Raw genomic sequence first — 12,871 nt, forward strand, 5'->3', positions numbered from 1 at the left:
CACGACCGACAGCTGGAGGTGTGCGCCATGCTCAGCGAACGCAGACTTGAAGTGCTGCGCGCCATCGTCCAGGACTACGTCGGCACCGAGGAGCCCGTCGGCTCCAAGGCGCTCACCGAGCGGCACCGGCTCGGGGTCTCCCCGGCCACCGTCCGCAACGACATGGCGGTCCTGGAGGACGAGGGCTTCATCGCCCAGCCCCACACCAGCGCCGGGCGCATCCCCACCGACAAGGGGTACCGCCTCTTCGTCGACCGGCTGGCGGGCGTCAAGCCCCTGTCGTCGCCGGAGCGCCGGGCGATCCACAACTTCCTCGACGGGGCGGTCGACCTCGACGACGTGGTGGGACGCACGGTACGGCTGCTCGCGCAGCTGACCCGTCAGGTCGCCATCGTGCAGTACCCCTCGCTGACCCGTTCGACGGTGCGGCACGTGGAGCTGCTGGCCCTGTCACCAGCCCGGCTGATGCTGGTCCTGATCACCGACACCGGCCGGGTCGAACAGCGTATGATCGACTGCCCCGCGCCGTTCGGCGAGACCTCTCTCGCCGATCTGCGGGCCCGGCTCAACAGCAGAGCCGCGGGACGCCGCTTCAGCGATGTCCCGCAGCTCGTGCAGGACCTGCCGGAATCCTTCGAGAACGAGGACCGCGGGACTGTTTCCACGGTCCTGACCACCCTCCTCGAAACGTTGGTCGAGGAGACGGAGGAGCGGCTGATGATCGGCGGCACCTCCAACCTCACCCGCTTCGGGCACGACTTCCCCCTGGTGATCCGGCCCGTGCTGGAAGCGCTGGAGGAGCAGGTCGTCCTGCTGAAGCTGCTCGGTGAGGCCACGGACTCGGGCATGACCGTACGGATCGGGCACGAGAACGCCCACGAGGGCCTCACCTCCACGTCCGTCGTCACGGTCGGCTACGGTTCGGGCGACGAGGCAGTCGCCAAACTCGGCGTGGTCGGACCGACCCGCATGGACTACCCCGGAACGATGGGAGCGGTACGCGCAGTGGCACGTTACGTCGGACAGATCCTGGCGGAGTCGTAAGTGGCCACCGACTACTACGCCGTGCTCGGCGTACGGCGCGACGCGTCGCAGGACGAGATCAAGAAGGCATTCCGTCGGCTCGCCCGCGAGCTGCACCCGGATGTCAACCCCGATCCGAAGACCCAGGAGCGGTTCAAGGAGATCAACGCCGCTTACGAGGTGCTCTCGGACCCGCAGAAGAAGCAGGTCTTCGACCTCGGCGGGGACCCGCTGTCGGCCTCGGGCGGCGGCGGTGGCGCGGGCGGCTTCGGCGCCGGCGGCTTCGGCAACTTCTCCGACATCATGGACGCCTTCTTCGGCACGGCGTCGCAGCGCGGGCCCCGTTCGCGCACGCGGCGCGGCCAGGACGCCATGATCCGGCTGGAGATCGACCTCTCCGAGGCCGCCTTCGGCACCACCAAGGACATCCAGGTCGACACCGCCGTCGTCTGCACCACGTGCAGCGGCGAGGGCGCGGCCCCCGGCACCTCGGCCCAGACCTGCGACATGTGCCGCGGTCGCGGCGAGGTCTCGCAGGTCACCCGGTCCTTCCTCGGCCAGGTCATGACCTCGCGGCCCTGCCCGCAGTGCCAGGGCTTCGGCACCGTCGTGCCGACCCCCTGCCCCGAGTGCGCCGGCGACGGCCGCATCCGCTCGCGGCGCACCCTCACGGTCAAGATCCCCGCGGGTGTCGACAACGGCACGCGCATCCAGCTCGCCGGCGAGGGCGAGGTCGGCCCCGGTGGTGGTCCGGCCGGTGACCTCTACGTCGAGATCCACGAGCTGCCGCACTCCACCTTCCAGCGGCGCGGTGACGACCTGCACTGCACGGTCACCATCCCCATGACGGCGGGCGCCCTCGGCACGAAGGTGCCGCTGGAGACGCTCGACGGCGTGGAGGAGATCGACATCAGGCCCGGCACCCAGTCCGGCCAGTCCGTACCCCTGCACGGGCGCGGCATCACGCACCTGCGCGGGAACGGCCGGGGCGACCTCATCGTGCACGTCGAGGTGCTGACCCCCGCCAAGCTCGACGCGGAGCAGGAACGCCTGCTGCGCGAGCTGGCCAAGCTGCGCGGCGAGGAGCGGCCCACCGGGCAGTTCCAGCCCGGACAGCAGGGACTCTTCTCCCGTCTGAAGGACGCCTTCAACGGTCGCTGAGACACCCACCGCTCGGGCCCCAACGCCACCGCCCGCCGGGACCCGTCCCGGCGGGCGGTGGCGCGTGCGCGGGGGCGCGGCTCCCGCGCCGGGGCGAGGCGGTCCGGCCGTACCCGGCAGGCAATCGGCACGGATCGGGCACGGATTCGGCACGGCGGAGCGGACGTGGCACGATGCGGGGATGTCCTCCCTGACCGATCTCTGCCGGTATCCGATCGTGCAGGCCCCGATGGCGGGCGGCGCGTCCTGCCCTCAGCTCGTCACCGCCGTCGCCGAAGCCGGCGGCCTCGGGTTCCTCGCCGCGGGCTACAAGACGGCCGACGCGGTGCGCCGGGAGGTCCGGGAGGTCCGCGGAGCGACCGGCGGCGCCTTCGGCGTGAACCTCTTCATGCCGCAGCCCGCCCTCGCCGACCCCGGCGTCGTGGCGGAGTACGGCCACCGGCTGGCCGGCGAGTCCGCCTCGTACGACACCCCGCTCGGCGACCCCACCGGCGCCGACACCTCCGACGGTTACGACGCCAAGGTGGCGGTCCTCCTGGAGGAGCCCGTCCCGGTGGTGTCCTTCACCTTCGGCTGCCCCACCCGCGACACCCTGGACGCCTTCGCCCGCGCGGGCACCTACACGATCGTCACGGTCACCACCGCCGAAGAGGCGCGCGACGCCCAGTGGGCCGGGGCCGACGCCGTCTGCGCCCAGGGCATCGAGGCGGGCGGCCACCAGTCCACCCACGAGGACGACCCGCAGGCCGACCACACCGGCATCGGACTGCTCTCCCTGATCACCCAGGTCCGCGAGACCGTGCAGATGCCGGTCGTCGCGGCGGGCGGGATGATGCGCGGCGCGCAGATCGCCGCCGCCCTCACCGCCGGAGCCGACGCCGTCCAGCTGGGCACCGCGTTCCTCGCCTGCCCCGAGTCCGGCGCGCACCCGCTGCACAAGCAGGCGCTGACCAACCCGCTCTTCGTGCGCACCGCGCTCACCCGCGCCTTCTCCGGCCGCCCCGCCCGCGGCCTCGTCAACCGCTTCGTCCGCGACCACGACCCGTACGCCCCGGCCGCCTACCCCCAGGTCCACCACCTCACCTCGGGGCTGCGCAAGGCGGCGGCGAAGGCGGGGGACGCCGAGGCGATGGCGCTCTGGGCGGGGCAGGGCCACCGGATGGCACGCGAGCTGCCCGCCGGCGAACTCGTCGAACTGCTCGCGGAGGAACTGCGCACCGCCGGCCTGAGGAGTGAACAGTGACCGCACCCGTCTTCGTCGTCGAACAGATGCCCAGCGGGCCCGAGTTCGTGCTGGACGGCCCCGAGGGACGGCACGCCGTCACCGTGAAACGGCTCCAGCCGGGCGAGGACGTCGTACTGACGGACGGCACCGGCCACTGGGCCGAGGGCGTCGTGCGCGCCACGGAGGGCAAGGACCGGCTGATCGTCACGGACCTGGAGTCGGTGATGGAGGAGGAGCCGCCCGCTCCCCGGATCACCGTCGTCCAGGCCCTGCCCAAGGGTGACCGGGGCGAGGTCGCCGTCGAGACGATGACCGAGACCGGCGTCGACGCGATCGTGCCCTGGCAGGCCGGCCGCTGCATCACCCAGTGGAAGGGCGACCGCGGACTCAAGGCGCTCGCCAAATGGCGCTCCACCGCCCGCGAGGCGGGCAAGCAGTCCCGCCGGGTGCGGTTCCCGGAGGTCGCCGACGCCATGACCACCAGACAGGTCGCCGCCCTGCTCGCCGCCGCCGACTTCGCGGGCGTGCTCCACGAGGACCGCGCCTGCGCCGGCGAACCGCTGGCCACCGCCGAGCTGCCCGAGTCCGGCGAGATCGTGCTCGTCGTCGGCCCGGAGGGCGGGGTCTCGCCCCAGGAACTCGAGCTCTTCACCGCCGCCGGAGCCGGCACGTACCGGCTGGGCCGCAGCGTGCTGCGCACCTCCACCGCCGGCACGGCGGCGACCGCGCTGCTGCTGGGGCGCACCGGCCGCTGGGGCTGAGAGCCCACGGGCCGACCACCGGGCGCGCCCTCCCCGCGCCGCCCCGCCGGGGGCGGCGGGCGCCCCGATACGATGCGCTGAACGGATCATCGGCGCCACCGGCCGATGTCATCAGCGTCACCAGCCACCGAGGAGGCCGGCCCATGGCGGGAGAGCCGCAGACCGACTGCCTGTTCTGCAAGATCGTCTCCGGGGAGGTCCCGGCGACCGTCGTCCGCGAGAGCGACACCACCGTCGCCTTCCGCGACATCAACCCCCAGGCGCCGACCCACGTCCTGGTCATTCCCAAGGTCCACTACCCGGACGCCGCCTCGCTCGCCGCCGCCGAACCGCGGATCGCCGCCGACGTGCTGCGCGAGGCCGGAGCGGTCGCCACCGAGGAGATGGTCGACGGACACGGCTACCGCGTCGTCTTCAACACCGGCGCCGGAGCCGGCCAGACCGTCTTCCACGCGCACGCGCACGTCCTGGGCGGCCGCGGCCTCCAGTGGCCCCCCGGCTGACCGGAGCGCCGCCCCGTGTCCACACGTGAGCTGGTGGTGCTCGGCACCGCCAGCCAGGTCCCCACCCGCCACCGCAACCACAACGGCTACCTGCTGCGCTGGGACGGCGAGGGCATCCTCTTCGACCCGGGCGAGGGCACCCAGCGCCAGATGCTGCGGGCCGGTGTCGCCGCGCACGACATCGACCGGATCTGCGTCACCCACTTCCACGGCGACCACTCGCTTGGGCTGGCCGGAGTGATCCAGCGGATCAACCTCGACCGGGTACCGCACCCCGTCACCGCCCACTACCCGGCGAGCGGGCAGCACTTCTTCGACCGGCTCCGGTACGCCACCGCCTACCGCGAGACCGTCGAGCTGAACGAGGTCCCGGTCGCCGCCGACGGGGTGCTCGCCACCACCGACGCGTACACCCTCGACTCCCGCCGGCTGTCGCACCCCGTCGAGTCCTACGGCTACCGCCTCACCGAGCCAGACTCCCGCCGCATGGTCCCGGCACTCCTCGCCGCCCACGGCATCGCCGGGCCGGACATCGGCCGCATCCAGCGCGAGGGCGTCCTCGGCGGTGTCCCGCTCGACGCCGTCTCCGAGCACCGGGCGGGCCAGCGGTTCGCGTTCGTCATGGACACCCGGCTGTGCGACGGTGTGTACGGGCTCGCCGAGGGATGCGACCTGCTCGTCATCGAGTCGACCTTCCTCGACGAAGACATCGCCCTGGCCACCGACCACGGCCACCTGACCGCCGGCCAGGTGGGCCGGGTGGCCGCCGAAGCGGGCGTACGCCACCTCGTACTCACCCACTTCTCCCAGCGGTACGACGACCCGGAACCCTTCGGGATCCAGGCCCGTGCCGCCGGGTTCGAGGGCGGACTGACCGTCGCCCAGGACCTGACCCGCGTACCGGTGCCGACCCGGCACCACTGACGTACCGGTGCCGGCCCGGCACCGCCGAACCACCTCACCACCCCCACCGTGAGCGAGACACCGTGCACCTCCCCAAGGCAGAGCTCCACCTCCACATCGAAGGCACCCTCGAACCCGAGCTGGCCTTCGAACTGGCCCGGCGCAACGGGGTGACCCTGCCCCACGCCACCACCGAGGAGCTGCGCACCGCGTACCTCTTCGACGACCTGCAGAGCTTCCTCGACCTGTACTACGCGCTGATGGCGGTGCTGCGGACCGAGGAGGACTTCGCCGAACTCGCCGACGCCTACCTCACCCGCGCCGCCGCCCAGGGCGTACGGCACGCGGAGATCTTCTTCGACCCGCAGGCGCACACCGCCCGGGGCGTACCCATCGGCACGGTCATCGAGGGACTCGGCCGCGCGCTCGACCGCAGCGAGGAGAAGCACGGCATCTCCACCCGGCTCATCCTGTGTTTCCTGCGCGACCAGTCGGCCGAGTCGGCCCTGGAGACGCTGGAGGCCGCGACGCCGTACCTGCACCGCATCACCGCCGTCGGCCTCGACTCCGCCGAGGTCGGCCACCCGCCGGCGAAGTTCCGCGAGGTCTACGAGAAGGCCGGCGAGCTCGGCCTGCGCAAGGTCGCCCACGCCGGCGAGGAGGGCCCGCCGGAGTACATCCGCGAGGCCCTGGACATCCTCGGCGTCGAACGGATCGACCACGGGCTGCGCTGCATGGAGGACCCCGAACTGGTCGCCCGGCTCGTCGCCGACCGGATCCCGCTCACCCTCTGCCCGCTCTCCAACGTCCGGCTGCGCGCCATCGACACCCTGGAGGAGCACCCGCTGCCCGCCATGCTGGCGGCCGGGCTCCACTGCACGGTGAACTCCGACGACCCGGCCTACTTCGGCGGTTACGTCGGAGACACCTTCCACGCTGTCCACGAGGCGCTCGCCCTCGACCACGAACAGCTGCGCACCCTGGCCCGCAACTCCTTCGAGGCGGCCTTCCTCGACCACGACGAGGAGCGCAGGGCCCGCTACCTGTCCGAGGTCGAGGCGTACGCGTTCGACTGACCCGGCCCGCCCGCCGGACCGGCCGTCCGGAACGCGCTCCGCCCCAGCCGCCTGCGGCGCAGGGCGGGCACCGCGATCTCCGTGACGGCCTGTTCCGGCGCTCCCAGCTTCGGTACGGCCCCCGGCAGGCCGCCGCCCGTCGTGGCGGCCAGCAGCGCGGCCGGCGCCCCACCGCGGCGCCGCACCGAACCCGGCACCAGCGGCCGCCCGCCGGCCTGCAGCGCCACCGCCGTCATCGGAGCCGCCACCAGCAGGGTCACCGCCCCGAGGACCAGGCCCATCGCGGGGAACCCGGCCCCCTCGGAGAGCACGCTCCCCAGCACTGGCCCGCAGGCCACCCCGACCGACGAGGCGGAACCGGCGAGGACCGCCCAGCGGCCCCGCACGTCGAGCGAGGCGGCCAGCCCGATCAGGTAGGAGAGGACCACCGGGTAGACGGTGTTCCAGAGCACCTCACCGGTCGCGAACGAACCGAGGCCGCGCGCCGAGGCACTGAGCACGATGCTCCCCGCGATGACGACCGTGCCGAGGCCGATCGGGACCGCGCGGCCGAGCCGGGCCCCCAGCGCCCCCGCGCCCACGACCCCGAGCAGCCCGGCGCCCAGCGCGGCGGCGAACACGGCGCCGACGGTGACCTCGGAGAGCCCCACCTGGTCGACGCCGATCCGGCTGCTGACGCCCCAGAGCGCGTTCTGCGCCATCGACCAGACGAGCATGCCGCCCGCCAGCAGGAGACCCGAACGCCGGTGCGGCAGACGGCCGGTGGCGGGGGTCCCGGTGGTGGCGACCGGATCCGGCGGGGTGAGCCGCGAGGTGGCCGGCCAGACCAGCAGGGCGACCAGGGCGATGGCGGCGAAGGGCAGCCGGTGGCCGCCGCCGAGGTGCGGGATCGTCAGGTAGAGGGCGCCGGCGGTCGCGGAGACGCTGAGCAGCCCGAGCGAGGAGGTGCGGTGCGGGTCGCTCCGCGCGGCGATCCCGGAGGCGGCCACCGCGGTGGCCGTGCCGGAGCCGAAACCGCCGACCGCCGCGCCCAGCACCACCAGCGGCACCGAGGTGGTCAGGGCGGCGCAGCCGTACCCGGTGACCGCGAGGACCAGCCCGAGCCGGGCGGGGCCGCGTGAGCCGAACCGCTCGACGCGGCCCGCCAGCGAGAAGCCCGCGGAGGCCGAACTGAGCAGCAGGGCGCTGCCGACGAGGCCCGCCTGAGCGGTCGTCAGGCCCAGATGGGCGCTGAGACGCCCGACGACGGTGGGGAGCAGATAGGCGGCGAGGTAACCGGCGGTGAACACGGCGACCAAGGGCCACGCGGCGTGCGGGCGCGGGGACATGGGCGTTCCTGAAGACATGCCGGAGTACGGCAGGGAGGAGGGGGGAGGGCGGTGCTGGGGTGGAGGAGAGGGTGGGGGAGAACCAGGATGAAGCGAGAAATGGGGGGAGAAAGGCGATTCCCCGGTCTTCGTACCCGATCGTGTCCGCCGGGCAATTTGTATCAAGCACGCACAGCGGATCGAAAGGCAGGATTATGTGATCTGGGGCACATGTGTGTTTGCTCCCGCGAGTCCGGGGTAGCGAGCGATGTTCGCCCAGGTCAGCCACGGCGCCACGAGAGGGCGAGGAGGCTGCGGGGACGTGTGCGGATCGTGCAGACTGGCCGGATTCCGCAAGCCGCTCACCGGCGGTCGACCACCACCGGTCGCGGCATCCGCGGACCACGTCCACCCACCACGTCGGCAGCACGGCACCCCGGGGAGCGCATGGTGAGCAACGACAATCCGGTCATCGACCCGTTGGTGGGGCTGCGGGTCCCCGAGGACCCCGCCTGCGACGTCTTCCTGACGGGCACGGTCTTCCTCGACATCGTCTTCACCGGGCTGGACAGCGCCCCCGTGCGCGGCACCGAGTCCTGGGCCAGGGGCATGGGATCCAGCCCCGGCGGGGTCGCCAACATGGCCACCGCCCTCGCCCGGCTCGGCCTGCGCACCTCGCTCGCCGCCGCCTTCGGCGACGACCACTACGGCGAGTACTGCTGGGACGCGCTCGAACAGGGCGAGGGCATCGACCTCTCCATGTCGCACACCGTCCCCGGCTGGCACTCGCCCGTCACCGTCTCCATGGCGTACGAGGGCGAGCGCACGATGGTCTCGCACGGCCACGAGGCCCCGCCCCCGGCCGCCGCCCCGGGTGCGGAGGGGCGGGCCTTCCCGCACTGCCCGCCGCGCGCCCGTGCGGCCGTCGCCTCGCTCACCCCCGGCCGCAGCGAGCCCTGGGTGGCGACGGCCGCCAAGAACGGCGCCCAGATCTTCGCCGACGTCGGCTGGGACGAGACGGGCCGCTGGGACCTGGACGCCCTGCCCGACCTCGCGCACTGCGCGGCTTTCCTCCCCAACGCCGAGGAGGCCATGCGCTACACCCGCCGGGACACCCCCCGCGCCGCCGCCCACGCGCTCGCCGAACGCGTCCCGCTCGCCGTGGTGACCCTCGGCGCGGACGGCGCCTACGCGGTGGACGCGGCGACCGGCACCACCGCAGAGGTCCCCGCCATCGACGTGGCCGCCCTCGACCCCACCGGAGCGGGAGACGTGTTCGTCGCCGGGTTCGTCACCGGCACCCTCGCCGACTGGCCGCTCGCCGACCGGCTCGCCTTCGCCGGTCTTACCGCCGCACTCTCGGTCCAGGAGTTCGGCGGCTCACTCTCCGCGCCCGGCTGGGCCGAGATCGCCGCCTGGTGGCAGCAGGTGCGCACCTTCGAGGCCCAGGACCCGGTCGCCCTGGAGCGGTACGCGTTCCTGGAACGCCTGCTGCCCGCGGCCCACCGCCCCTGGCCGCTGCGCCGGGCCGTTCCCACCATCGGCTTCCGGGCGCCCTGAGGACGGTCCCGCGCGTTCCCGGCCGGTGCCCGGGAAGGGAGCGCAAAACCTCTCGGCGTTGTCGGCGCGGAGTCGTAGGCTTGAGGCAGAGGTTGTCGATCGGCGACAACCCCTCAACGGGAGGTATGCGCAGGCCCGAGGGCCGGCCCATGACTCAGTCACCCACACGGCCACAGGCGCGTGCCCGCATCAGGATTCCGGCCGCTCACCCCATGGTGATGCTCCTGGGGTCGGGCGACTCCCTGCTGCGCGTGATCGAAACGGCGTTCCCGGCAGCCGATATCCATGTACGGGGCAACGAGATAAGCGCTACGGGCGACCCCGCCGACGTCGCCCTCATCCAGCGCTTGTTCGACGAGATGGTGCTGGTGCTCCGCACCGGGCAGCCGATGACGGAGGACGCAGTGGAACGCTCGATCGCCATGCTCAGGGCGAGCGGCAACGGTGAGGGCGACCCCCAGGGTGAGACCCCCGCCGAGGTGCTCACCCAGAACATCCTCTCCAACCGCGGGCGCACGATCCGCCCCAAGACGCTCAACCAGAAGCGGTACGTCGACGCCATCGACAAGCACACGATCGTCTTCGGCATCGGCCCCGCGGGCACCGGCAAGACCTACCTCGCCATGGCGAAGGCGGTCCAGGCCCTCCAGTCGAAGCAGGTCAGCCGGATCATCCTGACCCGGCCCGCCGTCGAGGCGGGGGAGCGGCTCGGCTTCCTGCCCGGCACGCTCTTCGACAAGATCGACCCGTACCTGCGCCCGCTCTACGACGCGCTGCACGACATGCTCGACCCCGACTCGATCCCGCGCCTGATGGCGGCGGGCACGATCGAGGTGGCGCCGCTGGCCTACATGCGGGGCCGCACCTTGAACGATGCTTTCATCATTTTGGACGAGGCCCAGAACACCAGCGCCGAGCAGATGAAGATGTTCCTGACCCGCCTCGGCTTCGACTCGAAGATCGTCATCACCGGTGACGTCACCCAGGTCGACCTGCCGAACGGCACCAAGAGCGGTCTGCGACAGGTCCAGGAGATCCTGGACGGGGTCGAGGACGTGCACTTCTCCCGGCTCACGTCCCAGGATGTCGTCCGGCACAAGCTCGTCGGCCGTATCGTCGACGCGTACGAGAAGTACGACGACCGAGCCGGTACCAACGGGAAGTAGTTTCAGCGCACCATGTCGATCGACGTCAACAACGAGTCCGGAACCGAGGTCGACGAGCAGGCGATCCTCGACATCGCCCGCTACGCCCTCGCCCGGATGCGGATCCACCCGCTGTCCGAACTCTCGGTGATCGTCGTGGACACCGACGCCATGGAGCAACTGCACATCCAGTGGATGGACCTGCCGGGCCCGACCGATGTCATGTCCTTCCCGATGGACGAACTCCGTCCGCCGTCGAAGGACGAGGAGGAACCCCCGCAGGGACTCCTCGGTGACATCGTGCTCTGCCCGGAGGTCGCGAAGCGGCAGGGCGAAGAGGCCGACACGCGGCACTCCATGGACGAGGAGCTACAACTGCTCACCGTCCACGGGGTGCTGCACCTCCTCGGGTACGACCACGAGGAGCCGGAGGAGAAAGCCGAGATGTTCGGCCTCCAGGCCGCCATCGTCGACGGCTGGCGGGGCGAGCACGGGCTGACCGGTCCCTCTCCGGCTCCCACGGTCTCGTGAGCCTTCCGCTCGTCGCCGGGGCCGTCCTGCTGGTGATCGTCGGGTGGCTCGCCGCCTGTGCCGAGACCGCCATCGCGCGCATGTCCAGCTTCCGGGCCGCCGAGGCGGTCCGGGCCGGACGGCGCGGCAGCGCGAAGCTCGCGCAGGTCGCCTCCGACCCGACCCGCTACCTCAACGTCGCCCTGCTGGTGCGGGTCGCCTGCGAGATGGCGGCCGGCGTCCTCGTCACGTACGCCTGCCTCCAGGAGCTCGACGAGACCTGGGAGGCGCTGGCCGTCGCGATGGGCGTCATGGTCCTCGTCAGCTACGTCGCCATCGGCGTCTCCCCGCGCACCATCGGCCGCCAGCACCCCCTGAACACCGCCACCGCCGCCGCGTACGTGCTGCTGCCGCTGGCCAGGATCATGGGCCCGATCCCGCAACTGCTGATCCTCATCGGCAACGCCCTCACCCCCGGCAAGGGGTTCCGCAAGGGCCCGTTCGCCAGCGAGGCGGAGCTGCGCGCGATGGTCGACCTCGCGGAGGCGGAATCGCTGATCGAGGACGACGAACGCCGCATGGTGCACTCCGTCTTCGAGCTCGGCGACACCCTCGTCCGCGAGGTGATGGTGCCCCGCACCGACCTGGTGGCCATCGAGCGGTACAAGACGATCCGCCAGGCGCTCACCCTCGCCCTGCGCTCCGGTTTCTCCCGGATACCGGTCACCGGCGAGAACGAGGACGACATCGTCGGGATCGTCTACCTCAAGGACCTGGTCCGCAAGACCCACATCAACCGCGACTCCGAGGCCGACCTCGTCTCCACCGCGATGCGGCCCGCCGTGTTCGTCCCCGACACGAAGAACGCCGGCGACCTGCTGCGCGAGATGCAGCAGGACCGCAACCACGTCGCCGTCGTCATCGACGAGTACGGCGGCACGGCCGGCATCGTCACGATCGAGGACATCCTGGAGGAGATCGTCGGTGAGATCACCGACGAGTACGACCGTGAACTGCCGCCCGTCCAGGAGCTGGAGAACGGCTGCTACCGGGTCACCGCACGTTTGGACATCGGCGATCTCGGGGAGCTCTTCGGTTTCGACGAATACGACGACGAGGACGTCGAAACCGTGGGTGGCCTCCTCGCCAAGGCGCTCGGCCGGGTCCCCATCGCCGGCGCCACCGCCGTGGTCGGCCTCCCGGACGGCCGCGAACTACGCCTGACCGCCGAGTCCCCGGCCGGTCGCCGCAACAAGATCGTCACCGTGCTCGTGGAGCCGGAGGAGAAGGAGTCGGAGTGAACGGCGCACAGTTACGGGCCTTCTGCCTGGACTTCAACGAGAGCGTGGAGGAGTTCCCCTTCTCGCCGGAGACCTCGGTCTTCAAAGTGCTGGGCAAGGTGTTCGCGCTCAGCGCCCTGGACGCCCGCCCGCTCACCGTGAACCTCAAGTGCGACCCGGACGAGGCGGTGCGGCTGCGCGAGGAGCACGCCGCGATCGTGCCGGGCTGGCACATGAACAAGCGACACTGGAACACCGTCACCGTCGGCGAACTGCCCGCCAAGATGGTCCGCGAGCTGATCGAGGACTCGTACGACCTGGTGGTGGCGGGCCTGCCCAAGGACGACCGGCTCCGGCTCGACCGTTCGTGAGCGGGTCCCGGGCCCTGAGCCCGGGACGGCCCCCTGCGCCCCCGGT

13 protein-coding genes are annotated in these 12,871 nt (G+C 72.0%); 12 read left to right on the forward strand and 1 reads right to left on the reverse strand.

The genetic code is table 11. From position 1 onward, the window contains the following. The first annotated feature begins 27 nt into the window (after window positions 1–27). The 7 genes from hrcA to PZB77_RS21590 all read left to right on the forward strand — a co-directional run bounded on the left by hrcA (window position 28) and on the right by PZB77_RS21590 (window position 6,652). A complete protein-coding gene (hrcA, locus tag PZB77_RS21560; RefSeq protein WP_275494253.1) occupies window positions 28–1,044 on the forward strand; it encodes a heat-inducible transcriptional repressor HrcA in 1,017 nt (338 codons plus the stop codon). Then, window positions 1,045–2,184 (forward strand): molecular chaperone DnaJ, encoded by a 1,140-nt coding sequence (gene dnaJ, locus PZB77_RS21565; protein WP_275494254.1) that lies wholly within the window; start codon window positions 1,045–1,047, stop codon window positions 2,182–2,184. A 181-nt stretch (window positions 2,185–2,365) separates the two neighbouring features. Beyond that, entirely contained in the window at window positions 2,366–3,427 is a 1,062-nt protein-coding gene (locus PZB77_RS21570) for a nitronate monooxygenase (RefSeq protein WP_275494255.1), read from the forward strand. After that, a complete protein-coding gene (locus PZB77_RS21575) occupies window positions 3,424–4,170 on the forward strand; it encodes a 16S rRNA (uracil(1498)-N(3))-methyltransferase (RefSeq protein WP_275494256.1) in 747 nt (248 codons plus the stop codon). The genes PZB77_RS21570 and PZB77_RS21575 overlap by 4 nt, the downstream gene beginning before the upstream one ends. A 143-nt stretch (window positions 4,171–4,313) precedes the next feature. Then, the gene (locus tag PZB77_RS21580; RefSeq protein WP_275494257.1) at window positions 4,314–4,673 is read left to right on the forward strand and encodes a histidine triad nucleotide-binding protein; all 360 of its coding nucleotides are present in this window, start codon (window positions 4,314–4,316) and stop codon (window positions 4,671–4,673) included. 15 nt (window positions 4,674–4,688) lie between these two features. Beyond that, a complete protein-coding gene (locus tag PZB77_RS21585; RefSeq protein WP_275494258.1) occupies window positions 4,689–5,597 on the forward strand; it encodes a ribonuclease Z in 909 nt (302 codons plus the stop codon). A gap of 62 nt (window positions 5,598–5,659) precedes the next feature. Then, window positions 5,660–6,652: an adenosine deaminase gene (locus PZB77_RS21590; protein WP_275494259.1), complete on the forward strand. Its 993-nt coding sequence runs from the start codon at window positions 5,660–5,662 to the stop codon at window positions 6,650–6,652. On the opposite strand, the gene PZB77_RS21595 is transcribed toward PZB77_RS21590, so the two are convergent. Beyond that, window positions 6,616–7,980 (reverse strand): MFS transporter, encoded by a 1,365-nt coding sequence (locus PZB77_RS21595; protein WP_275494260.1) that lies wholly within the window; start codon window positions 7,978–7,980, stop codon window positions 6,616–6,618. The genes PZB77_RS21590 and PZB77_RS21595 overlap by 37 nt on opposite strands. 429 nt (window positions 7,981–8,409) lie before the next feature. On the opposite strand from PZB77_RS21595, the gene PZB77_RS21600 reads away from it, so the two are divergent. The 5 genes from PZB77_RS21600 (at window position 8,410) to PZB77_RS21620 (ending at window position 12,825) form a co-directional block, all read left to right on the forward strand. Further along, window positions 8,410–9,519: a PfkB family carbohydrate kinase gene (locus PZB77_RS21600; protein ID WP_275496158.1), complete on the forward strand. Its 1,110-nt coding sequence runs from the start codon at window positions 8,410–8,412 to the stop codon at window positions 9,517–9,519. A gap of 149 nt (window positions 9,520–9,668) precedes the next feature. Next, entirely contained in the window at window positions 9,669–10,685 is a 1,017-nt protein-coding gene (locus PZB77_RS21605) for a PhoH family protein (protein WP_275494261.1), read from the forward strand. Window positions 10,686–10,697: 12 nt separating this feature from the next. Continuing rightward, window positions 10,698–11,195, forward strand: a complete 498-nt coding sequence (gene ybeY, locus PZB77_RS21610) for an rRNA maturation RNase YbeY (protein ID WP_275494262.1) — start codon at window positions 10,698–10,700, stop codon at window positions 11,193–11,195. Beyond that, a complete protein-coding gene (locus PZB77_RS21615; RefSeq protein WP_275494263.1) occupies window positions 11,192–12,475 on the forward strand; it encodes a hemolysin family protein in 1,284 nt (427 codons plus the stop codon). The genes ybeY and PZB77_RS21615 overlap by 4 nt, the downstream gene beginning before the upstream one ends. Beyond that, window positions 12,472–12,825 (forward strand): MmcQ/YjbR family DNA-binding protein, encoded by a 354-nt coding sequence (locus PZB77_RS21620; RefSeq protein ID WP_275494264.1) that lies wholly within the window; start codon window positions 12,472–12,474, stop codon window positions 12,823–12,825. Before PZB77_RS21615 ends, PZB77_RS21620 begins: the two co-directional genes overlap by 4 nt. The last annotated feature ends 46 nt before the right edge of the window (window positions 12,826–12,871 follow it).

This window comes from Streptomyces sp. AM 2-1-1 (assembly GCF_029167645.1).
Classification (GTDB): domain Bacteria; phylum Actinomycetota; class Actinomycetes; order Streptomycetales; family Streptomycetaceae; genus Streptomyces.

Excerpts from the sequence above, each read along its gene's own strand:
- hrcA (WP_275494253.1), top strand. The coding sequence starts at position 28 with ATGCTCAGCGAACGCAGACTTGAAGTGCTGCGCGCCATCGTCCAGGAC.
- PZB77_RS21570 (WP_275494255.1), top strand. The coding sequence starts at position 2,366 with ATGTCCTCCCTGACCGATCTCTGCCGGTATCCGATCGTGCAGGCCCCG.
- PZB77_RS21580 (WP_275494257.1), top strand. The coding sequence starts at position 4,314 with ATGGCGGGAGAGCCGCAGACCGACTGCCTGTTCTGCAAGATCGTCTCC.
- PZB77_RS21595 (WP_275494260.1), bottom strand. The coding sequence starts at position 7,980 with ATGTCCCCGCGCCCGCACGCCGCGTGGCCCTTGGTCGCCGTGTTCACC.
- PZB77_RS21605 (WP_275494261.1), top strand. The coding sequence starts at position 9,669 with ATGACTCAGTCACCCACACGGCCACAGGCGCGTGCCCGCATCAGGATT.
- ybeY (WP_275494262.1), top strand. The coding sequence starts at position 10,698 with ATGTCGATCGACGTCAACAACGAGTCCGGAACCGAGGTCGACGAGCAG.